The sequence below is a fragment of the Bullifex porci genome (assembly GCF_009695635.1).
GTDB classification, from domain to species: Bacteria; Spirochaetota; Spirochaetia; order Sphaerochaetales; family Sphaerochaetaceae; genus Bullifex; species Bullifex porci.
In genome coordinates, this window is the sequence record NZ_VUNN01000013.1 from 18644 (window position 1) to 44328 (window position 25685).

A 25685-nucleotide genomic window follows, 5' to 3' on the forward strand; every position below is an offset into this window, starting at 1 on the left:
AAAACCGATAATACCAAATATGTAAAACAATGTCTATAGAATAACATAATGTTATTATTATAACACTATTTCCTATTTTTACCCCTTCTCTCAGCTCTCTCTTGAGATTGCTTGAAGAAATCAGCAAAGGTACCACCACCCATATCAGAAAAAGAGCTACTCTTTATATTATTTTTTCTTTCAACATGGCTTTGAGATGAGAAATCTCTCTTTCTCTTACTCTCCCTTACTACCTCAAGCTTAGTCTCATAAACTACCTTAGGTAATTTGACACTACTCTTTTTGAGATTAACCTTTACCTTACCATCGCTAGTAAATTGTGGAGTCCTTTTAAGCTTTATATTAGCTCCAGTATCTATTGCAACCTTAACCTCTCTCTCCTCATAGGAGCATGAAAGGCGCTGACAGATATAGTGAACAGAGGAATCCATAGCTATACTCTTCATCATTTCAGCACCACAATATGGACACTTCTTTGAATCTACAAAGTGAGGCTCAAATATTAATGAGGAGTTCTTTACTTCATCAACTAGCTCACTAGCCATCTTTTTAATATCCTTAATAAATAAATCAGGATTTTCCTTACCTCTACTAATAGACTCTAAACGACCTTCCCAAACACCAGTTAGCTCTGCAGATTGCAAAACCTTTGGAGCAAGTCTAACAACCTCTCTTCCCTTTGGTGTTGGAACAAAGTATTTTCCCTCTCTCTCAACATAGTGATTTTGAACTAGCTTTTCTATGATATCAGCACGAGTTGCAGGAGTACCAAGACCATTAGTAAGATTACTCTTAAGCTGGGCATCATCAACAAAACGGCCAGCATGCTCCATCGCAGATAAAAGCGTTGCATCTGTATATCTTTCAGGTGGAGTTGTAGTATTTTCCTTAACAGTAATATCCTCGATTTTTACCTTGGCACCCTCTTTGAGACGTAAAATTGCAAAGCTTGTATCTAGGTTATCAGCGGCAGCGGTACTTCTAATACCAACCTCCTCACCAACTCTTCTCCAGCCCTTATTAGTAGCAAGAGTTACACGAGTCTTAAATAGCTTTCCCTCACAGTCAATTACACAGGTAGTAGTTGTGTATTTATAAGGCTCACATAACGCTTCTAAAAAGCGTAATGCAATAAGCTTAAATAGTCTTAGCTCATCATTTGAAAGCTTTTCAGGCTTTACCATTTCCTCTGTTGGAATAATAGCATGGTGGTCACTTACTAAAGCCTCCTGAACATATCTATCTGTATCAAAGCTATATCCATTTTCTAAAAAAGCTTTAGCAACTGGAGAGAAATCACTATTACTTAGTGCTCTTACTCTATCCTTAAGTGTTGGAACTATATCACTAGTTAAATATCTTGAATCTGTTCTAGGGTATGTAACTATTTTATGAACCTCATAAAGACGCTGTAGTGTATCGAGAGTTTCCTTAGCAGAAAAGCCATAGGAGAGGTTTGCATCCCTTTGTAGCTCTGTTAAATCATAAAGTAGAGGTGGCTTATCCTCCTTATCCTCCTTAGATAAGGAGGTAACAATACCCTCCTTACCGATAAAGGAGCTCTCAAAAAGCTCTTTAGTTTCTTTATCTGTAAACCTAATAGTATTTTCTTCAGGGTAGTATGAAGCAGAGAAAAGACCAAAATCAGCACGTGCTGTATAATATCCACGTCCTAAGAACTCATCTCTTTCATCCTCTCTTTTAGTCATTAAGGCAAGAGTAGGTGTTTGAACTCTACCAGCAGAAAGCTTTGCATCATATTGACAGGTAAGAGCACGAGAAACATTCATACCAACATACCAATCGGCAGCACTTCTAGCCTCTGCGGCATGGTATAAATCATCGTAAAGCTCTGCAGGAGCAAGGTTCTCAAAGCCCTCCTTAATAGCCTTCTCTGTCTGGCTACTAATCCAAAGTCTTTCAAGCTTTCCGCTATAGGAAATAAGCTTTAAAATCCATCTAGCTACTAGCTCACCCTCTCTTCCCGCATCGGTTGCAATAACTACACCCTCGATATCACTTCTCTTAAATAATGCTTCAATGTTATCAAATTGCTCCTTTGTATCTTCAATTACCTCTTGATCTAGAGTTTCAGGGAGCATTGGAAGATCCTTTAATGACCATCTTTTATATCTTTCACTATAGTGAGCAGGATCACATAGCTCTACAAGATGTCCTAAAGCCCATGTTACAATATATTTATTTCCTTCAATGTAACCAGGTCCACGGTCAAAGCAAAGTAAGGTTTTTGCTATTTCTCTTGCTACAGAAGGCTTTTCAGCAATAACTATTTTCTTCATGGCTATGGGATTTTATCAAAACATAATAATTATTAAAAGTGTATGAGCGAAAATCCCTAAGCGCAATTTCTTAGTTTTAGTAATCAATTCACTATTGACGAGGCAAAGCTTGTCTAACTATAATTTAACTATCTCAAAAGGTAAGGAGTATTACTATGGCTTACAGAATTACAGATTCATGTGTAGCTTGCGGAACTTGTGCAGGTGAATGTCCTGCTGAAGCAATTTCTGAAGGTGACATCTATTCAATCGATCCAGACAAGTGTCTCGATTGCGGTACATGTGCAGGCGTATGCCCAACAGGTGCTATCGAAGAGGCTTGATTAAAATCAATCTGACTTCAAGCTGTCCAAAAGGACAGCTTTTATTTTATGATTTCTTTTATTATTACAGCTGTAATCCTAATACTATTAATAGCATCATCACGTCGCTATAAGAAAATATCATCACCCTTTTTATTGATGCTTGCAATAAAAGGTGTGCTATCATTTTTTATTTCAGAATTTCTTAGCTTTATTATTGGTGCAATAATCTCTCTAATATTAATAATATTTTTTACTAAAACACTTTATAAAATAAATAATTTAACATCCGCGACAATAGCTGCAACAATTCTACCAAGTAATATTAATATTACAATAATACTATCTATACTCTCACTAATTCTCTTTGCACTATCCTTTAAGGATGAAAGATTTATCACAGTTCCAGCATGTGCTCTAGCCTTTTCTGTTTTACTAACTAAAACCTATTATTTACCAAATTATATTACTATATTATTAAGTATTGTAATGATATTACTTGCCTTCTTCCTACAAACGGAGAAAAGAAAAAATGAATATTGATATGGCTCTACTTGATAAACCATTAAAGGTAAGTGAATTAAATAAAATAATTAAAGAGACCTTTAGACAGTCCTTTTATAATCTCACAGTAGTTGGTGAGGTTTCAGGGTTTAAAACAGCATCAACAGGACATTGGTATTTTACCTTAAAGGATAGAGATAGCCAAATTAGTGCCGTTATGTTTCGCTTCTCACGCACTCAAAGCACATATATTCCCCAAAATGGTGATATGGTAACAGTTACTGGGAATATAGACGTTTATGAGCCAAGAGGAACATACCAAGTAATTTGTCAAAGAATAGTTAAAGAAGGCGATGGAGACATATTAATAGAGCTTGAAAAGAGAAAGCAATATTACCAAGCCTTGGGTTATTTTGATATCGAATTAAAAAAGCCAATTCCAAAATATCCATCAAGAGTTGGTATTGTCACAGCACCTAATGGAGCTGCAATTGAGGATATGCTCAATACATTAAAAAAGAGAGCTCCTTCTCTTGATGTAATAATCTATCCATGTCTTGTTCAGGGTGATACAGCAGCACAGGATATTGCTGCTCAAATTGATAATGCAAACATGCTTCCTATGTGTGATGTATTAATCGTAGGTAGAGGCGGTGGCTCTAAGGAGGATTTACTCTGCTTTTCAGACCCTCTTGTTATTGAAGCTATACACCGCTCAGAGATACCAATTATTTCTGCTGTAGGACATGAGGTTGACTACTCTCTCAGTGATTACGTTGCCGATGCAAGGGCAATTACTCCAACAGAGGGAGCTGTATTAGCAAGTGAAGGTATTTACTCAGATAGAGTAAGATTAAAGGATTTAAAAAGCACATTAGAGCAGCTTATAACAACTAAATGCCTTAGATGTGAAAATCAGGTTATAGCTCTTAGAGAGCTTAATTCTATGATGATGCTAAAATTAAATTCCTATCACATCCCTACTACAGATGGAATTAATACCATACTTAATCATAGGATAAATTCTGCTGCGCTAAAGGTCTCTTTACTATATGATGGTATTACCTCAAGTGTATTTGAAAAAGCAAAGAGAGCTGAGCTAAAAACAGAGTCCTTGCTACCTTTAATAGAGAAAAAGCTTTTAAAGGCTGAACAGAGTGTAAATACATATTCAAAGGATATCCAATTTATTATTAATTCAAAGCTAAAAGAAAAAGAAATGCAATTTACTTCCATTGAAAAGGAGCTTTTAGCTCTTTCACCAAAGGAAGTATTAAAGCGTGGATATTCAATTGTTAAGAATAAAGATGATAAAATAATAAAAAGTAAAGCTGAGGCTAATAGAGGTGATGTAATCTCTATTACCCTTTATGATGGAAAAATTAATGCAATCGTTGGAGAATAATATGAGTTTTGAAGAAGATTTAAAAAAGCTTGAGCAATTAACTGAGCGTCTTAGAGACGATAGTACTGGTCTTGAGGAGTCTCTTAAAATCTATGAGGAGGCTACCTTACTTACTAAAAAATTAAATAAAACTCTAGAGGAAACTAAGAGAAAAATCGAAGAGGTTTCTAAGGATGGTAGTGTAACTAGTAGAGATGAATTGGGACCTCAAAGCTGAGATCCCAATAAGCAAATTGAATTAGGCATTTTCATCCTGGAGTGCGTCATAGCCTTCTTCACCAGTTCTTACCTTAATTACATTTTCAACATCGTAGATGAAGATCTTACCATCACCATAGTGTCCGGTATAGAGAACCTCTTTAATTGTATCTACTACCTTCTTAACAGGTACCTTTGAAACTATAATTTCAACCTTAATCTTAGGTAGAACTGTCATATCAACTGGAACACCTCTATAGTATTCTGTTTGGCCCTTTTGCATTCCGCATCCCATTACATGACTTAATGTCAAACCAGTAACACCAATCATTGCAAGTGCATGCTTAAGCTCATTGAATTTATTCTGTCTAGCAATTACAACAATCTTAGTAAGCTTTGCATCTCCCTTAACAGCTGGCTCTGGGTAATCAATCTTACTTTGAACCTTAACAGGAGCAGCTGCAGCTGGCTCTGTTGCTGAATGGTCACTCATATATACTGGAGCGAAGTCTGCATATGCACTTGTTAAGCCATGCTCCTTAATATCAAGACCTGCAATTTCTTCCTCAGCACTAACTCTTAAGCCAATAGTCTTCTTAATGATGAAGAATATTATTGTCATTACAACAACAACCCATGCAATAACAGATAATACACCCAAGATTTGGATTAAGAGGAAGTTAAAGCCACCACCATAGAATAAACCAATTTCTTCAGCAAATAATCCGGTAAGGATTGTACCTACTGCACCACAAACACCGTGAACAGATACAGCACCAACTGGGTCATCGACCTTTGCCTTCTTCTCAAAGAATTCAACTGCGAAGACAACTAATACACCTGCAACTAAGCCGATGATAGCAGCACCTACTGGAGTTACTAAATCACAGCCAGCTGTAATAGCAACTAGACCTGCTAAGGAGCCGTTTAATGTCATTGATACATCAGGCTTTCCATATCTAAACCATGTTAATATCATTGTTGTACAGGTTGCTACTGCTGCAGCCATGTTTGTAGTAACAAAGATCTTTGAAGCTGAAATTAATGTGTCATCACCAGTCATTGATACTGTTGAACAGCCGTTGAAGCCAAACCAACAGAACCAAAGGATGAAGCAGCCAAGAGCACCAAGTGTTAATGAGTGTCCTGGAATAGCTTTAGGCTTTCCATTAGCATCATATTTTCCAATTCTTGGACCTAAGAACATAGCTCCAATTAATGCTGCAACACCACCAACCATATGAACTGCTGTACTACCTGCAAAGTCATGGAAGCCAAGTGAAGCAAGCCAACCACCACCCCAAATCCAATGTCCTGAAATTGGATATACGAAAAGTGAAATTAATAAGCTATAGATACAGTATGAGATAAACTTTGTTCTTTCAGCCATAGCACCTGAAACAATAGTTGCACTAGTAGCACAGAATACTGTTTGGAAAATTATAAAAGCAAAGGATGGGAAGGAGCCTGAGTAATCTCCTCTAATAAAAGGATCAAAGCCACCAATAAATAAGCCATCACCTGCAAACATAAGACCAAAGCCAATGAGCCAAAAGGCAACTGTTCCTATGCAGTAATCCATAACATTCTTCATTATGATGTTTCCGGCATTCTTACTTCTTGTAAATCCGGTTTCAACCATCGCGAAGCCTGCCTGCATAAAGAAAACAAGAGCAGCACCTAAGAGCACCCAAATAGTGTCGACTGATGAATACATAATATTCTCTCCCCTAAAAAAATTAGGCGTACCGCTTCTATAACGATACGCCTTTGTACGAAAAAAGGTGATAACAATAACTGCTATCACCTTTGATGTGAGACTATTTACAATATTTTTTAATATCGTGTCAACACGTCTTTTTCAAATTTTTATAGAAATAACCTTTCTACTTACAGGATCTTTAAACGTTAGTCCAATAGCTTCAAGACCAAATTCTCCTTCAAAGCCACCATATTTTTCATCTCCAATTAGGGGGTAACCAGCCCATGCCATATGGCATCGAATTTGGTGTCTAAAGCCTTGAGTTATTGTACAAATAAAGGAGTCATCACCTTCCCTTATTACCTCTGTTTTATATACCTTTTGATTATCACTTGGTAAAACAGGTCTTACACTAGCACCCTTTGGTCCATAGTTTCTAAAGCCTGAAATAATTGATGAGCATTCATCATAAATAAAGGGTGGAAAGCCTGGAAGCAATTCCTTAGCTCCCTTTGACTTAGCTCTATACTCCTTTATTATCATATCATTCTTCTGCTGGTATATAAGATAATCAAAAGTATCTTGAGCTAAAGCAAATAGAACAAGCCCTGAGGTAGGTGTATCTAAACGATGCAGCAATCCACCCTCCCAAGCTTGAAAGCCTTTTACACCCATTATCTCTGGATACTCAATACTAACCTGTGAAACAAGATTATCATTTGTAGAATTTTTAAGGGGAGCAGTTGGAAGACCGCTCTCCTTATAGCAAACAAGAATCTTTGGATTTTTATAAATTATATTAATCACGGCGTGAGGATGCAAAAAGTCTTAATAGATAAAGGAAAATATTTAAGAAATCAAGGTAAAGATTTAAAGCACCAATAATACCGATCTTTGTAAACTCATCCTCAGTCATCTGAGAGCCATATTCATTATTCATATCAACTACTCTCTTAGTATCATATATAGTTAAGCCCATGAAGATGATAATTCCGAGAATTGAAATTAATAAGTCAACACTCTTAAAGCCAAAGAATAAATTGATTGTGCTTGCAATAATTATTCCAAATAGACCCATCATTAAATATGTTGACCAAGAAGCAATATTTCTCTTTGTAACATTTGCATAAACTGTTAAGAGACAAAACATTAATGCAGTTGAAATAAATGCTTTAGCAATGGAAGCTCCTGTATATACTAGAAAAACTGAGGATAATGTAACACCAGTTAAAATTGAATATGCTATAAAACAAATTTGAGCAGTTCTTGTTCTCATTCTTTCAAGTCTTGCTGATAGGAAAAACACTAAAGCAAGCTCAGCTACAACACAAGCTACGGTAACAAAAGGATTAGAATAAATAAAACGAATTGCACTTGCACTTTGAGAAATTAAATAGCTAAATAGTGCTGTTAGAATTAAACCTATAGACATATAGCCATAGACATTTTTTAATAGAACATTTTCACGTTCCTGAACATTAGATAAAACACTAAGATTTTTTTCTGTCATAGTTTTCTCCTATTAGTTAAAGATATGCCACTTTACTAAATCGTCAACTAGGGTTGGACATATCAATTACTAAAGTATATCATAAAAGCTATGAAAAAATATCTACTTCTCATATTCTTCATATTTTTACTTTTGGTAGGATGTAACACTACTAAGGACGACGTGCTATCCGAAGAGCAAATTTTTCAATTAACACAAGAGCTTAAGAATGATATCAATGAAGCAATATTAGAAAGTGAGAGTAAGCTATCGACAGAGCTTAAGGTTTTTACCTCTTTTCCTGCATATGATAGGTGGAGAGAAGTATTACCAGGCTTTAATAAGCTAGAAGCAAGCTATCTTAACCAAATAGATAAGGTATTAGCTAGTGCTTTAATCAATATATCAGATGTATTACTTTCATACATAAAGGATTATCAAATTCAGGATGTAAATCTTTTAGTAAAGCAGGGCTATTCCTCATTAAGTGAAATACTTGAACAAAATATGTCTATGGAGGTTAAAGCAATCTTTAAAAAGACTATTGAGGATGAAAGTGATAGCATTGATTTTTACTATAAGGCTTTAGAGCAGGAAGCCTTCATTTGGAAGAGTAATATTGATAACCTATCGCTTGTAGGAATTAATAATGATCTTGAAATGATTGATAAAATTGATGATGAGCTAATTGCAGAGCTTGCTACAGAGATATATTTTAATGTTCTTTCACAAAGTGAAGTAAAAGTTAGAACAGCTAGAGAGGTTTAATAATGGGAGACCTTTTTTCAACAGAGGATCAGATAAATTCTCAGCCACTTGCATATCGCATGAGGCCTAGAACCTTAGATGAATATATTGGACAGGAGCATATCATTGGTAAGGGAAGGCTTTTAAGAAGAGCTATTCAAGCTGATTTACTCAGCTCAGTAATCTTCTATGGTCCTCCAGGAACTGGCAAGACAACTCTTGCAAGAGTAATTGCTAATACAACAAAAAGTCATTTTTCAACCTTAAATGCAGTGCTATCGGGAGTAAAGGAGCTTAGATATGAAATCGATATGGCTCGCGATAGATTAGCTCATTTTTCACAAAGAACTATTTTATTTGTTGATGAGGTTCATCGATGGAATAAGAGTCAGCAGGATGCCCTACTTCCTTGGGTTGAAAATGGAACCTTTATCCTTATTGGTGCAACAACAGAAAATCCTTACTTTGAAGTAAATGCTGCACTAGTATCTAGAAGTAGAGTATTCCAGCTTACAAAGCTAACAGATTTAGAGCTAAAGAAGGTTGCTTTACAGGCTCTAAATGATAAAGAAAGAGGATATGGAAAATATAGTATAATATTTGAGGATGGAGCCCTAGAGCATTTAATCGATGTTGCTCAGGGGGATGCTCGTTCTTTATTAAATGCTCTACAGCTTGCTGTTGAAACTACCCCTGATACATTCCCTCCAAAGGAAGGAAGCACAATAAAGATATCAATGGAGGCAGCTGAGGAATCGATACAGAAGAAGGTTGTCCTATATGATAAGGAGGGAGACTACCACTTTGATGTAATAAGTGCATTTATTAAATCAATTAGAGGAAGCGACCCAGATGCATCTCTATATTGGCTTGCAAGAATGGTTGCAGCTGGAGAGGATCCAAGATTCATTTTTAGGAGAATGCTAATTAGTGCGTGTGAGGATGTAGGACTTGCAGATCCTAATGCAGTTACTGTCGTTGAATCATGTGCTAGAGCCTTTGATAGAATCGGACTTCCAGAGGGAAGATTCCATCTTACTCATGCAGCTCTTTACCTTTCTACCTGTCCAAAGAGTAACTCAGCTCTTGCTTTCTTCGATGCTTTAGCAGATGTAGAGAGGGAAAAGCAGCAGGAGGTGCCTAACCACCTTAAGGATGCAAATAGAGATAGTAAGAGCTTTGGTCATGGAGAGGGATATTTATATCCACATGCATATCGTGACCACTGGGTTAGTCAGCAATATTTACCATCCTCACTACAAGGAAAAATCTACTATAAGCCAACAGATATTGGGTATGAAAAGAGTATTAAGGATGAGGTTGAAAGAAAAAGAGAGGCTCAGCTTGAAAGCATCAGCGAAGATACCTTTGCAGAAAACCTTACATTCTCCCCTTCCAATAAAAAGGAGGATATGTGGCTAAAGAGAACAGCTACTCAAGGCTCAAAGCTACTTCTTGAAATCAGAGATGCTCTCTTTAAGGGTGCTGATATTAAAAGAAGTGATAACATCCTAGTATTAAATGCATCTCATGGCTTAATTCTATTTAATGCACTACGCTATAATCCTGAAGGCTATTGTGCCTGCCAAGTCAAGACAGAGGAAGAGAGAGATTATATTAATCACTATAAGGCAGGACTCGATATTTTGCGTCAGCCAGATATCTTCCTTGGCTCTGCAAAGGATTATTTACTAACTCAGGGCGATGATATTCGATTTGAATTTATATTTGGTAAAAATCTATTTTCCCGTCTCTATGATGAAAAGGAATTAATACCAATTTTAAAGTCTAGAGTAAAAATTGATGGAGAAATAAGGCTATCAGAGAGTATTGCAAGAAAGGGCTCAAGGCTTAGTGATTTTATCTATGATAAAAAAGCAAAGGAGCTTTTAAGAAGTGCTGAAAGAGAAATCTTTGATAGCTCATCAAACCCACTAACAGCGTGGGATGGTGAAGATATGAAAAAGCTCTTCTCCCCTTATTTTTCTTATATATCATCTGTAGAGCTTACACAGACAGAGGAGAAGGTTCTTGATGAGCAAACACTTAACCTCTGGATAGAAAAAAGATATTTGAAGGTTCTAGAGCAGCAAGGTCAATATAGTGAGAAGCTAAAGCCAATTGTACTTAATGAATTAAAAAATAAAATTGTTAAGTGGAAGCATGTTGTAATAGTAATTACATTATCAAATAAAGTAATTAAGGAAGAAAAAACAGAAACTTCTCCAGAGTGGATTGAGATTCATAAGAAGCTTGGAAAGATAACCTAATATGCGAGATAACCTCTCGCATTTTTTATTCTTAAAAAAATTTTTATACTCTGAAGATAAAAAAATTGCGAGACATCAAAGAGCCTCGCACATCAAAAAATATATATAAAATATGAACCATGTTAGGTTCACGCATTAAGCGAAAGACGGGACTTGAACCCGCGACATCCACCTTGGCAAGGTGGAGCTCTACCACTGAGCTACTTTCGCATTTTGACCTCGTTAGAAAAGGTACTTGCGAGAGGCGGGACTTGAACCCGCACATCAAAGATACTAGAACCTAAATCTAGCGTGTCTGCCAATTCCACCACTCTCGCGGTGAGATATGAGCCGCAAAGGGATCGAACCTTTGACCCGCAGATTAAGAGTCTGCTGCTCTACCAGCTGAGCTAGCGGCCCAAAAATTTTTTCAACTGCGCCCGGTAGGATTCGAACCTACGACCTGCGGATTCGAAGTCCGACGCTCTATCCAGCTGAGCTACGAGCGCTTTCATTCCGAAGAATGACGTGGGTGGAAGAAGGGGTTCGAACCCTCGACAACCAGATCCACAATCTGGCGCTCTACCACTGAACTACTTCCACCATTTTTCGAAGCATCCGGTGTTCACCAGCGCAATCAACGTGGAATATATTCTCAAAATGAGTGATAAATGTCAACTCTTTTTCTAAAAATTTTTAAATATTTTTTCAACAAATTTATAACTCATTATATTCTAAATAAATATAGAAAAATATTTTTTTTAAAGAAGCTCTAATGCTACCTTCAAAGCACAAAGGATTAATAAGAAGCTTATGTTTAAAATTAAGAAATACACAAAGAAGTTTTTCCTATCATTTTCACTATCCTTCATATACGCTTTGATAGTAATTAATGATGCAAGTGAAGCGATAGGAGTTCCTAAGCCTCCAATATTAGTTCCCTTTAGAAGCGCAACTCCATCATTTGTGAATTGTGATAACAGCACTGCACTAGGCACATTACTAATTATCTGGCTCGTTATTAATGAAACTGTAAATGCAGAACGTTTAATTATTGCAGTAAAGAATTCCTTTACACCTTCATTAGCAGATAAATTACCACTGAAAAGGAAAAAGCAAACGAAGGTTAATAAAAGAATGTAATCAATCTTAAAAAATACATCCCGTGAAAAGATGAAAAATACAATAATCGAAACAATAAGTAGCACATATGGAGAAACTATTCTAAAGACTGTTAGTAAAGAAAACAGTAGTAGCAAAAAGAAAATCCCCGCTTTTTTCTTGTCTACAATACTAATTTTTACAATAGCTTTTATCTCTCTCTTATCAAAAAATAAAAAGCCACAAAATAAAAGCATTAGTGCACTTAACGCACTATATGGCAATATAGCACTAAAGAAGGTTCTTACATCAAAGGAATAGAACGTATAGAGAAATAAATTTTGAGGATTTCCCACAGGTAGCATCATGCTACCAAGATTTGCAGCTATCGTTTGCAGTACTATTAAAATTGCAAGCTTTTTATTGCTAATTAATCCTGAGGCTAACATCAAAGTAAATGGAACAAAGATTATTAAAGCAACGTCATTTGTGATTAAAGCAGAGATGAAGAATGGTAAAAACACCATTACTAGAGCAAATGCTCGCTCACTTTTACAATGCTTTAATAGAAAGTCACGAAGTGCATTAAAGGCTCCAGAGGACTCTAATGCACTAGAAATCCCCATAAGAGAAAAAAGTATTATAAGAACTCTAAAATCTATCATTCCCAAATAGGTTTTAGGATTTGGATTTAAGACAATAGAAAAGCATGTTAAAACAAATGCAATTGAAAATGTAAATTCCTTCTTAATAAAGCCTTTTATACTATTCATTTTTTAATACCTCAATAAACTCTGGTGTTTGTGACCAATATTTTATTCCCCAATTCTCGAAATTCCACTCATCACTATATTGGTTACTTTCGTAATCTATATAGTAGAGCTCATTTTTTGAATAAATAAAGTTAGTTGGATAATAATCAATATTTAAGCCAATTGGATATAGTTTTTTACACATAGCTCTTACTAAAGAAACTATTTCATCACTCATCAAACCATTCTTTACAAGATCAAAGCACGTTGGACCTGGGATATACTGTTTTAATAGCATTTGATTTTCACTATCTGTCAAATATAGCTCTGGAATTAATATTCCTGCGTTCTTAAGTCTTTGATAATCTCTTAATTCAAGCTCGAGCTTAGGACTAGAGAAGGTATAATAGGAGACCTCTTCATTATGAAATTTCTTTAATACACATAGTCGTCCTTCATAATTAACTAAATAGGAATATCCCCCCTTCCCCTTTCCAAGTAGCTGTATTACATCTATCTCTTGACCTTTAAATTTCATTTTTACTCTCTTTTTCCAGTATTGCAAATATATCACTTCTTGATTACATTTAAGCATATATTAAGGAGTGCAAATGGATTTTTTCAAAAAAAATGCAGCAAATATGATTACATTAGTAAGAATACCATGTGCTGTAGGAATAGTGTTTTCAAAACCATTTACTCCCCTATTTTATTTTTTTCTAATTCTTGGTGGCTTATCAGATGCTATAGATGGAATGGTTGCTAGAAGAATTAGTGGCGATAGCCCTCTAGGAGCTCTATTAGATAGTATTTCTGATCTATGCTTCTTTGGTGCAACTGTTTTCTCTGTAATAATTAAGGAATATAATTCAATAGGAATATCAGCAAAGCTAATATTTATAATCCTTTGTATAGTTAGATTAATTTGCTATTTAATCCAGCTAATAAAATTTAAGCAGCTTGCTCCACTCCATACAATATTTAACAAGCTTGCTTCGATATCTATATTTGTTATGCTATTCTTCATTCCATTTATAGGAATAACAATGGCAACATCCATTGTTTCAATAATTGGTATTATTGGTGGAATCGAAGAAATAATTATCCACTTGCTTTCAAAAAAGGCGAGAACAAACACACTATCACTTTATGTAGTTCTAAAGGAAAGAAAGAGTAAATAGCTTAGCTAAAGCTCTTTCTTCTATCACTTTAAATAAAAAAAGAGCCTAGCTTTTACTAGACTCTAAGCGAAAGACGGGACTTGAACCCGCGACATCCACCTTGGCAAGGTGGAGCTCTACCACTGAGCTACTTTCGCATGTGAGCCTAATCCTAGACGAAACTGGGATTAATGTAAAGAGGTTTGTAATTTTTTTGTTGTATTTCTCTTCTAGGGGTGTTACTATTCATTCGCCATCTAAAGGAACCATCATACTTGAAGTTTTCAGTTGATGAATTCTTGGCAAGCTTTAAATCAAAAGGACTTGGTTTTACCAAGCAAAGAATTTATGGAATAAGGACAGAAAGAGAGTAATGGACAATCAAGAAAAAAACACAAACCAGTACTACGTTGATCGTCAAAACGATTTCGAATCAAGTGCAAGAAGTTACCCAAGAAAATTCCCATTCGCACTTAAAAAGGCTAAAGGAAGCTGGGTAGAGGATGTTGAAGGAAATAAGTATCTAGATTTCCTTTGTGGAGCTGGAACATTGGCACTAGGCCATAACGATGATGAGGTTAATCAGGCAATGGTTGACTTGCTAACTAGTGATGCACCTCTTCATACTCTTGATTTAACGACGCCGGTAAAAGACCGTTTTGTCCATACAATTCTTTCTTTATTACCAGAAGGTCTAAAAGAGAACGCTAAAATTCAATTTTGTTCCCCTTCAGGTACAGATGCAGTCGATGCTGCAATAAAGCTTTGTAAGACAGCAACAGGAAGATCTACTGTAATCGCATTCTCTGGTGGTTACCATGGAATGGGCCATGGAGCATTAGCACTTACAGGTAACCTAAATGCTAAGAATAAGGTTGCCAATTTAATGGCTGGAGTACAATTCATGCCATATCCATATTCCTATCGTTGTCCATTTGGACTTGGTGGAGAAAGTGGCACAAAAGCATGCATTAACTACTTTGAAAGATTATTAAAGGATCCAGAAAGTGGTATCACAAAGCCAGCAGCTGTTATCCTTGAGCCTATTCAGGGTGAAGGTGGTGTAGTTCCTGCTCCAATTGAATTTTTACAGGCTGTAAGAAGAATTACTCAAGAGCTTGATATCCCAATGATCGTAGATGAAATTCAATGTGGTATCGGCAGAAGCGGTAAATTATTTGCATTTGAATATGCATCTATCGTACCAGATGTAATTCTTGCATCTAAGGCTATCGGCGGAACACAGCCAATGAGTGTTGTTATCTACAATAAAAAGCTAGATAAATGGACCGCAGGTGCACATGCAGGAACCTTTAGAGGAAACCAGCTCGCAATGGCTGCAGGTACAGTTGTATTAAATAGAGTATCTCAGAGTGAATTCCTAGCAGATGTAGTTAAAAAGGGTGATTACCTTAGAAAAGCTATGAATGAGCTTAAGGATGAAGTATCTATTATTGGTGATGTTAGAGGTAAGGGCTTAATGCTCGGTGTTGAATTTATTGACCCTAACGGACCAAAGGATATCATGGGACATCCAGAGCCATGTGGAGAGATAGCAGCACTTGTACAAAAGAAGTGCTTTGAAAACCGCCTAGTAATGGAAAAAGGTGGTAGAAATGGTAGTGTAATGAGATGTCTCTGTGCCTTAAATGTTTCTATGGATGAAATTAATATCATGCTTGATATCTTTAAGAAGGTAGTTAAAGAGGTAGATAATGAGAGAAAATGAGATCTATGTTCTCTCATCAAATCCTGAAATAAAAGAAACACTTAGATCAATGATTATAAATACACTTGACGCTGTCCTTTCATCAATCGACAGCGACAGGTGCTACTCTGGAATTGATCCAAATGATTTACGAAGGATTATTAATAGCATAGAGGTACTACCTGAAAATGGTATTGGCTTTGATAAGACCTTAAAAAGAGTTGAAGAGGATGTATTACCGCATCTTCTTTCAACTTGGTCAACCTCATATATGCCACATCTACACTCCCCTGCTCTACTTGAAGCTATTGCTAGTGAATTAATAATTGCAATCTTTAATGATTCACTTGATAGCTGGGATCAAGGACCTGCTGCTACCGAAATAGAGCTAATAGTCATTAAAAAGCTTTGTGAGCTCTTTGGCTATGGTGAGGATAGTGATGGTGTTTTCACTTCTGGGGGAAGTGGATCTAATCTATCTGCTGTAATCCAAGCTAGAGATAAGTTTTGTAATGAGCAATTAAATTGGGATGTAAAGAAGAAGGGTCTTCCAGCTGAATATAAAAAGCTAAGAATATACACCTCCTCTATTTCACATTTCTCATTTGATAAAGCAAGTCACATTATTGGTCTTGGATATGATAATGTTGTACACCTTCCTGTTAATGAAAAATGTCAAATTGACACTCTTAAGGCAGCAGAAATTATCAAGAATGATTATGAGGATGGATATCTTCCATTTTTAATCGTTGCAACAATAGGAACAACAGATTTCGGTTCAATAGATAATGTAAAGGAGCTTAAGCAAATTGCAGATAAATATAACATGTATTTACACTGTGATGCAGCATATGGCTCAGGAGCAATTATGAGCTCCTATAGCTCACGTTTAGGGGAGCTATCCTTAGCAGACTCTATTACAATTGATTTTCATAAGATGTTCTTATTACCTATTTCTTGCTCCTGCTTAATAGTAAAAAATAAGAAGACTCTTGAGTGCTTTGAGCTACATGCAGACTATCTAAATCGAGAAGAGGATGAAGAGGATGGTTACGTAAATCTTGTTGGAAAAGCAATTCAAACAACAAGAAGAGCTGATGCACTTAAGGTTCTAATTGCATTCATGACTCGAGGTAGAGATGGTTATAGAAGTATGATAGATAGAGTTATTGAGAATGCACAATACTTCTATAATAAGATTAAAGATGATCCTCTATTTATTACAGGCCCTAAGCCAGAGCTATCTAGCGTAGTCTTTGCTATAAATAAAGGTGATGAATTAAATAAGAGAATAAGAAGAGCTTTAATGAGTAAAGGAACTATCATTGGACAGACAGTTTGGAAAGAGAAGGTAATGCTAAAATTTACTCTTTTGAATCCAGCTTTGACCCATGAAAAAATAGATGAGCTTGTTAAAGCAATAAAAGAGTACAAATAGAGGACACTTTCAAGTCCTCTATTTACTTTTTTCTACCTCTTCTATATATTTGTTTTTGCTTATCTCGTGACAAAGGATATAGTCTCTGTTATAATTTTTCGGAACTGCCTTTGAGCAAAGAATAATAAGATATTATTTATAAGGATGGTTGATTATGGTCACCAATAAGAGTTTAACAGCATTAGAAAACTCACAGATGGCTCTCACACTTACAGTTGATGCAGCCTCAATTGAAGAAGCATACAAGGCAAAGCTTAATAAGTATGCAAAAGAAATCCAGATGAAGGGATTCAGAAAGGGTAAGGCTCCTACCTCTGTCATTGAGAGCAAGTTCGGTAGTGCTATCAGAGAAGAATCTACTTTCGATTTAATGGAATCATCTCTTAAAGAGACAATTGAAACTCTCGAAGAGAAGGATAAGCCACTCCAGTTCTCTACTCCAGTATTACAGGATGAAGAGAAGCTTATCCCATTCAAGAAGGATAGCGATATTACATTTACAGTACACTACGATGTAAAGCCTTCTTTTGAGCTCCCACAGTACACAGGTCTCGATATCAAGTATAACTCAACAGAGGTTACTGATAGCGATGTTGATGCAGAGATTGAGAAGCTCAGAGAGCAGAATGCAGTAGTACTCAAGAAGGATACACCTGTTGCAAAGGGTGATATCGTTACATGTAACTACGTTGAGCTCGATAGCGAAGGTAATGAGGTTCCAGGAACAAGCAGAAAGGACTTCACATTTACAGTAGGTTCTTCATATAACTTCTATGGCTTCGATGATGATATCATCGGTATGGCTAAGGGTGAAGAGAAGAAATTCGAAAAGACCTATGGTGAGGATTATGCTAACCCAGATTACAAGGGCAAGACTATTACTTTAATTGTCAATGTTACAGAAGTAAAGGAAAGACAGCTTCCAGAGGTTGATGATGAATTCGCTCAGGATGTAAAGGAAGAGTACAATACTGTTGAAGATATGAAGAATGCTATTAAGGCTAATCTTCAGAAAGAAGTTGATGAGATGGTTGATAATGCAAAGAAGGATGCAATCATCGAAAAGCTCAATGAATCAGTTAATTTCGCAGTACCAGCTTCAATGGTAGATTTCGAGCTTGAATCATCATGGAGAGATTATGTTAGACAGACAGGTCTTTCAGAGGATCAGATTCTTAACTACTTCAAGCAGAGTGGTATGACTAAGGAGTCATTCACAGAGGGTTGGAGAGAGCCAGCTACAAAGAACCTTAAGAACCAGCTTATCTTAGAAGCTATTCAGAAGAAGGAAAACTTCGAGGTTGATGAGGCTGCTTTAGAGGAAGAGCTCAAGAAGAACATTAAAGAAGATACAGATGAGAGCACAAAGGAATACTACAGAAATGTATTAAGAGACAATATGCAGTATGCAAAGGTATTCCCATTCTTAATTGAGAATAACAATCTTACTGTTGATAAGGTTCTCTCAAAGTCTGAGTTCTTAGCAAGCCTCAACAAATATTGATAGTTTAAGGAGACCGATATTTTGGATATTAACACAGTGAAGATGCACAACCTAGTTCCTTATGTCGTAGAGCAGTCAGGAAATGGTGAGCGTCAATATGATATTTTTTCAAGACTATTAAAGGATAGGATTATTTTTCTTGATGGCGAAATTAGAGATGATATGGCTGATCTAGTAGTAGCTCAACTAATCTTCTTGGAAAGTGAAGATCCTAAAAAAGATATCAGTCTCTATATTAATTCTCCAGGCGGAAGTGTTACTGCTGGACTAGCAATTTATGATACTATGCAGTATATCCGCCCTGATGTTAGAACTATCTGTGTTGGTCAGGCTTGTTCAATGGCTTCATTGATTTTAGCCGCTGGTGCTCCTGGAAAAAGATCAATTCTCCCATATGCAAGAGTTATGATCCACCAGCCTTTTGGTGGTGTTGAAGGTCAAGCAACAGACATTCTTGTAGGCTCAAGAGAGTTACAGAGAATCAAGAAAATTAGCTCTGAGATTTTATCTAAGCATACAGGTAAGAGCGAGGAAGAGATTTCAAAAGCAATAGAAAGAGACTATTTTATGGATGCTGAAGGAGCTAAAGACTTCGGTATCGTAGACTTAGTAATGGCAAGGAAATAATATGGCACTTGGTAGAAATTCAAATAGAACCTGTTCATTTTGTGGAAAAGATGTATCACAGGTAAAGCAGCTTATCCATGGGCCTGGTGTATCTATCTGTGATGAATGTATCAATACTTGTCGCGAGATTTTGAAGGAAAATACAAAAGACTCCTCTTACTCTGCTAATCTCGAAACTATCCCTACCCCAGAAGAAATTAAAGCTTATCTTGATGAATATGTTATTGGTCAGGACGAAGCAAAAAAGGTACTCTCTGTTGCGGTATATAACCACTATAAGAGAGTTAAATTCCAAGATAAAATTGCTCAGTCTGGTGTAGAGCTTGATAAGTCTAATATTTTATTAATTGGTCCTACAGGTACAGGTAAGACTCTTTTAGCAAGAACACTTGCTAAGAAGCTTAATGTTCCTTTTGCTATTGCAGATGCTACAACTCTTACCGAAGCAGGCTATGTTGGTGAAGATGTTGAGAATATCTTATTAAAGCTCATTCAAGCTGCAGATGATGATATTGCTGCAGCTGAGCATGGTATTATTTTCATTGATGAAATCGATAAGATTAGTAAGAAAGGTGAAAATGTATCAATCACTAGAGATGTATCTGGAGAAGGTGTTCAGCAAGCCCTACTAAAGATTATTGAAGGTACTAATGCTTCTGTACCACCTCAGGGTGGTAGAAAGCATCCTAACCAAGAGATGCTTAAGATTAATACCAAAAATATTCTCTTTATCTGTGGTGGTGCCTTTGTTGGCCTAGATAAAATAATTGAAAAAAGAATAAGCTCTCACCCAATGGGTTTTGGTGCTGATATCGAAGCTTATGAGGATAAAAACTTTGAAGAGCTATTTAAAGAGCTTCATCCAGATGATTTAATTAAATTCGGTCTCATCCCTGAATTTATCGGAAGACTTCCAATACATGTTGCACTTAACAACCTAAGAAAGGAAGACCTTAAGAGGATTATTACTGAGCCAAAGAACTCAATATTAAATCAATATAAGACCTCTCTCTCCTTAGATGGTATTAAGCTTACATTTACAGAGGAAGCAATCGATGCAATAAGCCAAAAGGCTATTGATCAAAAGACAGGAGCTAGAGGGCTTAGATCTATTATTGAAAATATCATGCTCGATATTTCCTATGAGCTACCATCTAGACACGATGTAACTGAGGTTATTGTTGATGAAGATTGTATAACTAAAAATTCAAGACCAAAGCTCATCCTAGATGAAACAAAACAGATAGAAAGATAACAGTAAAGGAGTTGCCAATGGCAACTCTTTTTTATACATAAGTAAACCTACTAGTGTTCAAAGCTTATTCATACATTTATTAATTTTTTATATTATAACTATATATTTTTACTTGGCATGATAATTGCATATATTCTTTTATAAAATCAAAGAGGGGGAGAATATGGATTATCGTTGTCTAAGTAAAGCTGAAACTGCAAAACTTGATGAAGCTGTTAAAACTATGTTTAGAAAGAAGAATGAGGGCTTATCTTATTCAATAGAATATGAGTTCGTAAAATCAAAAACTGAGCTACTCTTCTTTTTGATACCTTATCGCTCCTTTTACATTGCTAGAGAACTATGCTCTGAATTTTATCTTTACATGCTTCCTAAGGTCGATATAATAATTAATTCCTACAGAATTACATCAAATGTTCCATACGTAGCTTACTTACATATTGTATTACGTACTCGCACTAAGAACTTTATTTTTCAAAAGGAAAAGCAAAAGCTGCAGGAAGAAAGATTCCTAACTGGTTATGTCCAAATAGAAGATGGCTATGAGATATTTGAAAGTGAGCCACCCTATTGCTTAGATGAAGAAAAAGACTATGAGAACTTTAGTGAAGAAGTATATACGCCTTCCCTTTCAGAACTAATTGATAGCATAGTATCCTCAGAGCCCCTTGCCCTAGAGACAGATAGCGAGGTAAGTAAAAAGCTTTTAGCATTTCTTTCAAATACTCTTAATAGAAAAAAATTCTTAGCATTCATAATGAATAATTATCGCTCATTAACAGATAAGGAAATAGAAGTGCTAGCAGAAATTATGAATGTTAGTCCCAATGCCTTTGCAAATCTTTCTTTAAAACTTCATGACTTAAATGAACATAAATTCAAGCATATTGATAAAGCCTATGACCAAGTTATAAATCGATATTGGAAACGATACTTGATAATTCTAGCAGCGTTATCTGAGGATACTGTTGATAAAAAGAGACGAAAGGAGCTTGAAACACAAAAGAATTTACTAATTTCAAAGATTAGAATTAAGCAGCAAAGAAAAAGTGATTTACCAATTAGAGGGACACCTGCCAACTTAATAGCTACTGGCTTTAATTGCTCATCTGGATGTATATACAATTGGAGTAGAGAGGTTGAGTCCATTTTAGAAGCAATTGTTGCAGAGGAAGAGGAGGAATATTTATTCAATTAATACTTTTTGATATATAGAAAAAATATTATCATTTTCTATATGAAAAAATTATTAGCTCTTTCAATTATTCTCTCTTTAATTTCAATTCTATATGCAAATGGAATGCAGGAAGCAATTGATAAGAATTCAGATAGCGTATATGTTGCAAATTCAAAGCTTGGATTTTCTATCGAGGTTGCAGGAAAAGATGATGATTTCACGCTAAGTGTTCCTTCTCAGCTTTTATATTTTTTGCCACTAGAAAAAAGTGATAATACACTAAGTAGTAAAGAGCTTGGAATAACATTTGAAGGCTCATTTCCTGGTAAAGTAATATTTAATCAATATAGCTATAGTGAGGAGCTTATATTTAATACTGTATCTAGGAATAAAACAAAGTATTATGAAAGGCCGCAAGAAATAAATAGACCTCAACGAGTTGAACAGGAATTAGAAATAATTCTAAGAGATGGAGCTATTCTTTCAGGAACTCTGACAGCTAAACCAAACACAAATAGTAATAAGGTTGTAGTTCTAATTTCAGGCTCAGGCTCTCAAGATAGAGATAGCTTTATTGCAAACCATAAAATATTCCAAGTACTATCAGATAGCATAATTACTCAAGATATAGCTACATTCCGTTTTGATGATAGAGGTGTTGGAAAAAGCACAAAGCCTAATGAGAGCTTTACGACCTATGATTTAGCTGATGATGTAAGAGAAATTTGTAACGAGCTAAAAAGACTTGGCTATGAAGATATAATTCTATTAGGACACTCTGAAGGCGCTATTATCGCAAGCATTATCGCTTCAAGTGATAGCTCTATATATGCAACAATTTTACTTTCTCCTCCTGCAATTAGTGGAAAAGAAATATTAATCGACCAAAATAGAACAGCATATCAAAATATTGGAGTTGATAATAATACTATTGAAAGCATATTATCTATTCTTTCTATTGCTTATGATTATTTAATTAACCAGGATAGTGATAGCGCATTAAAGTATTTAGAGATGATTCTAGGACCTTCTGCGAAAAGTACTATTAAAGCATTAGAAACTCCTTGGTATAGAACCTTCTTAGCTTTAAACCCAGCTGAATATATGAATAAAATACATTGCCCTACTCTAGCGATTTTAGGTACAAATGATAAGCAGGTATCCTATAAGCTAAATAAAGAGCCTCTTGAAGACGCGTTAGGAAAGGAAAATGTTTTATTTCTTGAAGGAATTAACCATATTCTTCAATATTCAAATAGTGGAAACACAGATGAATATGGCTTAATTGAAGAAACTGTAAATGAAAATATATTAAATAGTATAAAGGAATTTTTATGTACGATTTAAAGATTTATTTTGCATCATCAAATGATCATAAAAAGCAAGAGATGATGAGATTATTAAATGGAGTAAATATAACGCTTCCAAAGGAAGAAGCAATAGCCTTTGACCCTGTTGAGGATGGTAATAGCTTTATTGAAAATGCGTTAATTAAAGCAAAGGATTTATATAAGAAGGTAAATGCACCTGTACTAGCAGATGACTCTGGTCTTGTTGTTGATGCACTAAATGGCCGCCCAGGTATACATACAAGTCGCTATGGAGATGTAGATGGGAAAAAGCTTATACAGAGCGAAAAGAATGCAAAGCTCTTAGGAGAGATGGAAGGAAAGGAAAATAGAAGAGCACGCTTTGTATGTGCTCTAGTATTAATGGTTTCAAATGAAAAAATATATATTATTCAAGAAACTGTTGAAGGATATATCGCACATAGCATCAGAGGTGAGCATGGCTTTGGCTATGACCCATTATTTCTCGTAGAGGAAACAGGAAAAAGTGCAGCAGAGCTCTCTGACAGCGAGAAGGATAAATACTCACATAGAGGAAGAGCTGTAAGAAAAATGAATTTAATCATTGAAAAGCTTAAAGAGGAATTAAAATGAAGAGAAGTGAACAAAAGCTAAATGATACTTGGGATTTATCATCACTATGTATCGATAAAAATGATTTTAATACACGCTATGAAAGACTATTAAAGGATTTACCTACATTAGGATCATTTAATAAAACTCTTTCGCTTAGTAGCGATAATCTATATACTGCACTTGAGTTTATCAAGAATTTCTTAAAGGAAGCAGAGTGTATTTCTAGCTATGCATTTCTTTGCTTTGAAACAGATGCTGGTAAAGGTGAAAACGCAGAGCTTGCAGGTAAGGCATCTATATTACAAGCAAAGATCTCTGAAGCACTTTCCTATTTAGAGCCAGAAATACTATCTATAGATAAAGCTAAATTAGAGGAGGCGCTAGCAGAGCCTCGCTTTGAGGAATATAGAATCTTTATTTCAAAGATTATTCGTTTTGCACCTCACACTCTTTCAGAAAAGGAAGAAAGACTACTATCTCTAAACTCAGAGGCAGCAGAAGCTCCAAGTAGAGCATTCCATGACCTAGTAGATGTAGATATGGATTTTGGAACAGTTAATGGTATAAAGCTTACACAATCAAGCTATATGAGCTTAATTAGAAATACAGATGAAGCTATCAGAAAGGAAGCATATATGAAGCTTCATAGCACATTTACTAATTTCCAGCATACTATCGCACGACTCTATGAGGGCTCTGTTAATCAAGATATTTTCTCATCTCGCGCTAGAGGATATTCATCAGCTCTTAGTGCATCTCTTTTTGCTGATAATGTACCTGAAGAGGTATATCGTAATTTAATAGCTCAAGTACATGAGGGCTTTCCTGAGCTTCATCGCTACTATGCTTTAATGGCAAAGGTTCAGAAGAAGGACAAACTAAAGCACTATGATGTCTACTTACCTTTAGTTAAAAATATAGAGTGTAATTACACATATGAGGATGCAGTAGCATTGATAAAGGAAGCAATTTCACCTCTTGGAAAGGAATATCAAGATATATTAGTAAAGGGCTTAACAGAGGAGCGTTGGGTCGATAGATATGAAAATGATGGTAAACGTAGTGGAGCCTTCTCTGCTGGCTGCTATACAGGAAAGCCTTATATTCTAACAAATTATAAAGAGGATGTAATAGACTCTGTTTTTACACTAATTCATGAGGGTGGACACTCAATGCACTCCTACTATAGTGCAAAAAGTAACCCATTTATGAACTATAATTACACAATCTTTGAAGCAGAGGTTGCCTCAACCTTCAATGAGCAGCTACTATCACGCTATCTAATAAGCAATAGTAAGGATGATAAAATGAAGGCTTACCTACTCTCTCATGAGCTTTCTTCCTTAGTTGCTACACTCTTTAGACAAACTATGTTTGCTGAATATGAGCTATTAATTCATGAAGCAGTCGAAAGAGGAGAGGTTGCAACTGCAGAGTTTATGAGAAAAACCTATAGAGGATTACTTGAAAGCTACTTCGGTCCAATAATGGAATTTGAGGATAATAGTGATATTGAATGTATGAGAATACCTCATTTCTATAATGCCTTCTACGTATATAAATATGCTACAGGTATAAGTGCCTCTATAGCTTTAGCTGATAAGGTATTAAATGGAAATGAAGCTGATAGAAACGCTTATCTATCATTCTTAAAGAGTGGTGGCTCTAAATATCCAATAGAATCACTAAAGCTTGGTGGTGTTGATATGTCTAAGAAGGAAAGTGTTGAAAAGGCTATAAAGCACTTTGCAAAGCTGCTTGATGAGCTTGAAAGGATTATCGAATATTAATTGATGTAATTAATCCACTATTATCATAAAAAACATCGATGATAACACTCTTGGTTCTATCCTTGATGGTCAATGTACCATCCTTTAGACTCAAGAGTGCTTCATTTAAAGGAAGGATTTTAGCTAATCTTTCTCCATATTGCATCGAAAAGCTCTTCTGAAAGGATGGAACAACAAAGCTCTCTAGAGAGGAAAGAGAGAATTCTGAAAAGAAGAACTCTAAGACCCTACTTTCATTTGAATTTTGTTCGATATCACAAAGCATTCCAATATCTCTATCGATTCCGTAGGAAGCAAATATTGGAGTAAGAAATAAGGTAAGAATTAAAAGTACTAAAGTTCTTTTCATCAA

General features: G+C 35.6%; 23 protein-coding genes and 6 tRNA genes. 16 read left to right on the forward strand and 13 right to left on the reverse strand.

Annotated features, from left to right (window positions below):
- Nucleotides 1–65: 65 nt before the first annotated feature.
- Nucleotides 66–2300: a DNA topoisomerase 3 gene (locus FYJ80_RS07240; protein WP_154425537.1), complete on the reverse strand. Its 2235-nt coding sequence runs from the start codon at nt 2298–2300 to the stop codon at nt 66–68.
- A 155-nt stretch (nt 2301–2455) separates the two neighbouring features.
- On the opposite strand from FYJ80_RS07240, the gene FYJ80_RS07245 reads away from it, so the two are divergent.
- Genes FYJ80_RS07245 through xseB form a run of 4 tightly spaced genes read left to right on the forward strand, consistent with a single transcriptional unit; the run spans nt 2456 to nt 4728 of the window.
- Entirely contained in the window at nt 2456–2623 is a 168-nt protein-coding gene (locus tag FYJ80_RS07245; protein ID WP_154425538.1) for a DUF362 domain-containing protein, read from the forward strand.
- Nucleotides 2624–2671: 48 nt separating this feature from the next.
- Nucleotides 2672–3145: a hypothetical protein gene (locus tag FYJ80_RS07250; RefSeq protein ID WP_154425539.1), complete on the forward strand. Its 474-nt coding sequence runs from the start codon at nt 2672–2674 to the stop codon at nt 3143–3145.
- A complete protein-coding gene (xseA, locus tag FYJ80_RS07255) occupies nt 3135–4511 on the forward strand; it encodes an exodeoxyribonuclease VII large subunit (RefSeq protein ID WP_154425540.1) in 1377 nt (458 codons plus the stop codon). The genes FYJ80_RS07250 and xseA overlap by 11 nt, the downstream gene beginning before the upstream one ends.
- Nucleotide 4512: 1 nt before the next feature.
- A complete protein-coding gene (xseB, locus tag FYJ80_RS07260) occupies nt 4513–4728 on the forward strand; it encodes an exodeoxyribonuclease VII small subunit (RefSeq protein ID WP_206361017.1) in 216 nt (71 codons plus the stop codon).
- A 21-nt stretch (nt 4729–4749) separates the two neighbouring features.
- Here xseB and FYJ80_RS07265 read toward each other — a convergent pair whose 3' ends face one another.
- The 3 genes from FYJ80_RS07265 to FYJ80_RS07275 form a co-directional block, all read right to left on the reverse strand.
- Entirely contained in the window at nt 4750–6426 is a 1677-nt protein-coding gene (locus FYJ80_RS07265) for an ammonium transporter (RefSeq protein WP_154425542.1), read from the reverse strand.
- 144 nt (nt 6427–6570) lie between these two features.
- Nucleotides 6571–7218 (reverse strand): pseudouridine synthase, encoded by a 648-nt coding sequence (locus FYJ80_RS07270; protein WP_206361018.1) that lies wholly within the window; start codon nt 7216–7218, stop codon nt 6571–6573.
- Nucleotides 7211–7921 carry a Bax inhibitor-1/YccA family protein gene (locus FYJ80_RS07275; RefSeq protein ID WP_154425544.1) on the reverse strand — a complete coding sequence of 237 codons (711 nt, stop codon included), beginning with the start codon at nt 7919–7921 and terminating at the stop codon, nt 7211–7213. Before FYJ80_RS07275 ends, FYJ80_RS07270 begins: the two co-directional genes overlap by 8 nt.
- A gap of 90 nt (nt 7922–8011) precedes the next feature.
- Here FYJ80_RS07275 and FYJ80_RS07280 point away from each other — a divergent pair, with 90 nt between their 5' ends.
- The gene (locus FYJ80_RS07280; RefSeq protein WP_154425545.1) at nt 8012–8668 is read left to right on the forward strand and encodes a hypothetical protein; all 657 of its coding nucleotides are present in this window, start codon (nt 8012–8014) and stop codon (nt 8666–8668) included.
- Nucleotides 8669–8670: 2 nt separating this feature from the next.
- Nucleotides 8671–10917, forward strand: coding sequence for an AAA family ATPase (locus FYJ80_RS07285; RefSeq protein ID WP_154425546.1), 2247 nt, complete (start codon nt 8671–8673; stop codon nt 10915–10917).
- 138 nt (nt 10918–11055) lie between these two features.
- On the opposite strand, the gene FYJ80_RS07290 is transcribed toward FYJ80_RS07285, so the two are convergent.
- The 7 genes from FYJ80_RS07290 to FYJ80_RS07320 all read right to left on the reverse strand — a co-directional run bounded on the left by FYJ80_RS07290 (nt 11056) and on the right by FYJ80_RS07320 (nt 13287).
- Nucleotides 11056–11127, reverse strand: a tRNA-Gly gene (locus tag FYJ80_RS07290).
- A gap of 26 nt (nt 11128–11153) precedes the next feature.
- A tRNA-Leu gene (locus FYJ80_RS07295) sits at nt 11154–11234 on the reverse strand.
- Between the two features lie 9 nt (nt 11235–11243).
- Nucleotides 11244–11316: transfer RNA gene (locus FYJ80_RS07300), tRNA-Lys, on the reverse strand.
- A gap of 15 nt (nt 11317–11331) precedes the next feature.
- A tRNA-Arg gene (locus tag FYJ80_RS07305) sits at nt 11332–11405 on the reverse strand.
- 22 nt (nt 11406–11427) lie between these two features.
- Nucleotides 11428–11499: transfer RNA gene (locus FYJ80_RS07310), tRNA-His, on the reverse strand.
- A gap of 158 nt (nt 11500–11657) precedes the next feature.
- The gene (locus FYJ80_RS07315) at nt 11658–12770 is read right to left on the reverse strand and encodes an SLC13 family permease (protein ID WP_154425547.1); all 1113 of its coding nucleotides are present in this window, start codon (nt 12768–12770) and stop codon (nt 11658–11660) included.
- Nucleotides 12763–13287 (reverse strand): BUD32 family EKC/KEOPS complex subunit, encoded by a 525-nt coding sequence (locus FYJ80_RS07320; protein ID WP_154425548.1) that lies wholly within the window; start codon nt 13285–13287, stop codon nt 12763–12765. Before FYJ80_RS07320 ends, FYJ80_RS07315 begins: the two co-directional genes overlap by 8 nt.
- Before the next feature lie 73 nt (nt 13288–13360).
- Here FYJ80_RS07320 and FYJ80_RS07325 point away from each other — a divergent pair, with 73 nt between their 5' ends.
- Nucleotides 13361–13930, forward strand: a complete 570-nt coding sequence (locus FYJ80_RS07325) for a CDP-alcohol phosphatidyltransferase family protein (protein WP_154425549.1) — start codon at nt 13361–13363, stop codon at nt 13928–13930.
- 65 nt (nt 13931–13995) lie between these two features.
- Here FYJ80_RS07325 and FYJ80_RS07330 read toward each other — a convergent pair.
- Nucleotides 13996–14067: transfer RNA gene (locus tag FYJ80_RS07330), tRNA-Gly, on the reverse strand.
- Nucleotides 14068–14282: 215 nt separating this feature from the next.
- On the opposite strand from FYJ80_RS07330, the gene FYJ80_RS07335 reads away from it, so the two are divergent.
- The 9 genes from FYJ80_RS07335 (at nt 14283) to pepF (ending at nt 25333) form a co-directional block, all read left to right on the forward strand.
- Nucleotides 14283–15638 carry a diaminobutyrate--2-oxoglutarate transaminase family protein gene (locus FYJ80_RS07335; RefSeq protein ID WP_154425550.1) on the forward strand — a complete coding sequence of 452 codons (1356 nt, stop codon included), beginning with the start codon at nt 14283–14285 and terminating at the stop codon, nt 15636–15638.
- The gene (locus tag FYJ80_RS07340) at nt 15625–17055 is read left to right on the forward strand and encodes a pyridoxal phosphate-dependent decarboxylase family protein (protein WP_154425551.1); all 1431 of its coding nucleotides are present in this window, start codon (nt 15625–15627) and stop codon (nt 17053–17055) included. The genes FYJ80_RS07335 and FYJ80_RS07340 overlap by 14 nt, the downstream gene beginning before the upstream one ends.
- A 154-nt stretch (nt 17056–17209) precedes the next feature.
- Nucleotides 17210–18559 (forward strand): trigger factor, encoded by a 1350-nt coding sequence (gene tig / locus FYJ80_RS07345; protein WP_154425552.1) that lies wholly within the window; start codon nt 17210–17212, stop codon nt 18557–18559.
- Between the two features lie 42 nt (nt 18560–18601).
- On the forward strand, nt 18602–19186 hold the full coding sequence (locus tag FYJ80_RS07350; RefSeq protein WP_154425577.1) for an ATP-dependent Clp protease proteolytic subunit: 585 nt from the start codon (nt 18602–18604) through the stop codon (nt 19184–19186).
- 1 nt (nt 19187) lies between these two features.
- Complete coding sequence (gene clpX, locus FYJ80_RS07355; RefSeq protein WP_154425553.1) at nt 19188–20441, forward strand: ATP-dependent Clp protease ATP-binding subunit ClpX; 1254 nt, start codon at nt 19188–19190, stop codon at nt 20439–20441.
- 163 nt (nt 20442–20604) lie between these two features.
- Entirely contained in the window at nt 20605–21639 is a 1035-nt protein-coding gene (locus tag FYJ80_RS07360) for a hypothetical protein (protein ID WP_154425554.1), read from the forward strand.
- 39 nt (nt 21640–21678) lie between these two features.
- Nucleotides 21679–22965, forward strand: a complete 1287-nt coding sequence (locus tag FYJ80_RS07365) for an alpha/beta hydrolase (RefSeq protein ID WP_154425555.1) — start codon at nt 21679–21681, stop codon at nt 22963–22965.
- Complete coding sequence (rdgB, locus tag FYJ80_RS07370) at nt 22953–23561, forward strand: RdgB/HAM1 family non-canonical purine NTP pyrophosphatase (RefSeq protein WP_154425556.1); 609 nt, start codon at nt 22953–22955, stop codon at nt 23559–23561. The genes FYJ80_RS07365 and rdgB overlap by 13 nt, the downstream gene beginning before the upstream one ends.
- On the forward strand, nt 23558–25333 hold the full coding sequence (gene pepF / locus FYJ80_RS07375) for an oligoendopeptidase F (RefSeq protein ID WP_154425557.1): 1776 nt from the start codon (nt 23558–23560) through the stop codon (nt 25331–25333). Before rdgB ends, pepF begins: the two co-directional genes overlap by 4 nt.
- Here pepF and FYJ80_RS07380 read toward each other — a convergent pair.
- Nucleotides 25320–25682 (reverse strand): hypothetical protein, encoded by a 363-nt coding sequence (locus FYJ80_RS07380; RefSeq protein WP_154425558.1) that lies wholly within the window; start codon nt 25680–25682, stop codon nt 25320–25322. The genes pepF and FYJ80_RS07380 overlap by 14 nt on opposite strands.
- Nucleotides 25683–25685 lie beyond the last annotated feature (3 nt).

Excerpts from the sequence above, each read along its gene's own strand:
- FYJ80_RS07240 (WP_154425537.1), bottom strand. The coding sequence starts at position 2,300 with ATGAAGAAAATAGTTATTGCTGAAAAGCCTTCTGTAGCAAGAGAAATA.
- FYJ80_RS07245 (WP_154425538.1), top strand. The coding sequence starts at position 2,456 with ATGGCTTACAGAATTACAGATTCATGTGTAGCTTGCGGAACTTGTGCA.
- FYJ80_RS07250 (WP_154425539.1), top strand. The coding sequence starts at position 2,672 with ATGATTTCTTTTATTATTACAGCTGTAATCCTAATACTATTAATAGCA.
- xseA (WP_154425540.1), top strand. The coding sequence starts at position 3,135 with ATGAATATTGATATGGCTCTACTTGATAAACCATTAAAGGTAAGTGAA.
- xseB (WP_206361017.1), top strand. The coding sequence starts at position 4,513 with ATGAGTTTTGAAGAAGATTTAAAAAAGCTTGAGCAATTAACTGAGCGT.
- FYJ80_RS07265 (WP_154425542.1), bottom strand. The coding sequence starts at position 6,426 with ATGTATTCATCAGTCGACACTATTTGGGTGCTCTTAGGTGCTGCTCTT.
- FYJ80_RS07275 (WP_154425544.1), bottom strand. The coding sequence starts at position 7,921 with ATGACAGAAAAAAATCTTAGTGTTTTATCTAATGTTCAGGAACGTGAA.
- FYJ80_RS07280 (WP_154425545.1), top strand. The coding sequence starts at position 8,012 with ATGAAAAAATATCTACTTCTCATATTCTTCATATTTTTACTTTTGGTA.
- FYJ80_RS07285 (WP_154425546.1), top strand. The coding sequence starts at position 8,671 with ATGGGAGACCTTTTTTCAACAGAGGATCAGATAAATTCTCAGCCACTT.
- FYJ80_RS07315 (WP_154425547.1), bottom strand. The coding sequence starts at position 12,770 with ATGAATAGTATAAAAGGCTTTATTAAGAAGGAATTTACATTTTCAATT.
- FYJ80_RS07320 (WP_154425548.1), bottom strand. The coding sequence starts at position 13,287 with ATGAAATTTAAAGGTCAAGAGATAGATGTAATACAGCTACTTGGAAAG.
- FYJ80_RS07325 (WP_154425549.1), top strand. The coding sequence starts at position 13,361 with ATGGATTTTTTCAAAAAAAATGCAGCAAATATGATTACATTAGTAAGA.
- FYJ80_RS07335 (WP_154425550.1), top strand. The coding sequence starts at position 14,283 with ATGGACAATCAAGAAAAAAACACAAACCAGTACTACGTTGATCGTCAA.
- FYJ80_RS07340 (WP_154425551.1), top strand. The coding sequence starts at position 15,625 with ATGAGAGAAAATGAGATCTATGTTCTCTCATCAAATCCTGAAATAAAA.
- tig (WP_154425552.1), top strand. The coding sequence starts at position 17,210 with ATGGTCACCAATAAGAGTTTAACAGCATTAGAAAACTCACAGATGGCT.
- FYJ80_RS07350 (WP_154425577.1), top strand. The coding sequence starts at position 18,602 with ATGCACAACCTAGTTCCTTATGTCGTAGAGCAGTCAGGAAATGGTGAG.
- clpX (WP_154425553.1), top strand. The coding sequence starts at position 19,188 with ATGGCACTTGGTAGAAATTCAAATAGAACCTGTTCATTTTGTGGAAAA.
- FYJ80_RS07360 (WP_154425554.1), top strand. The coding sequence starts at position 20,605 with ATGGATTATCGTTGTCTAAGTAAAGCTGAAACTGCAAAACTTGATGAA.
- FYJ80_RS07365 (WP_154425555.1), top strand. The coding sequence starts at position 21,679 with ATGAAAAAATTATTAGCTCTTTCAATTATTCTCTCTTTAATTTCAATT.
- rdgB (WP_154425556.1), top strand. The coding sequence starts at position 22,953 with ATGTACGATTTAAAGATTTATTTTGCATCATCAAATGATCATAAAAAG.
- pepF (WP_154425557.1), top strand. The coding sequence starts at position 23,558 with ATGAAGAGAAGTGAACAAAAGCTAAATGATACTTGGGATTTATCATCA.
- FYJ80_RS07380 (WP_154425558.1), bottom strand. The coding sequence starts at position 25,682 with ATGAAAAGAACTTTAGTACTTTTAATTCTTACCTTATTTCTTACTCCA.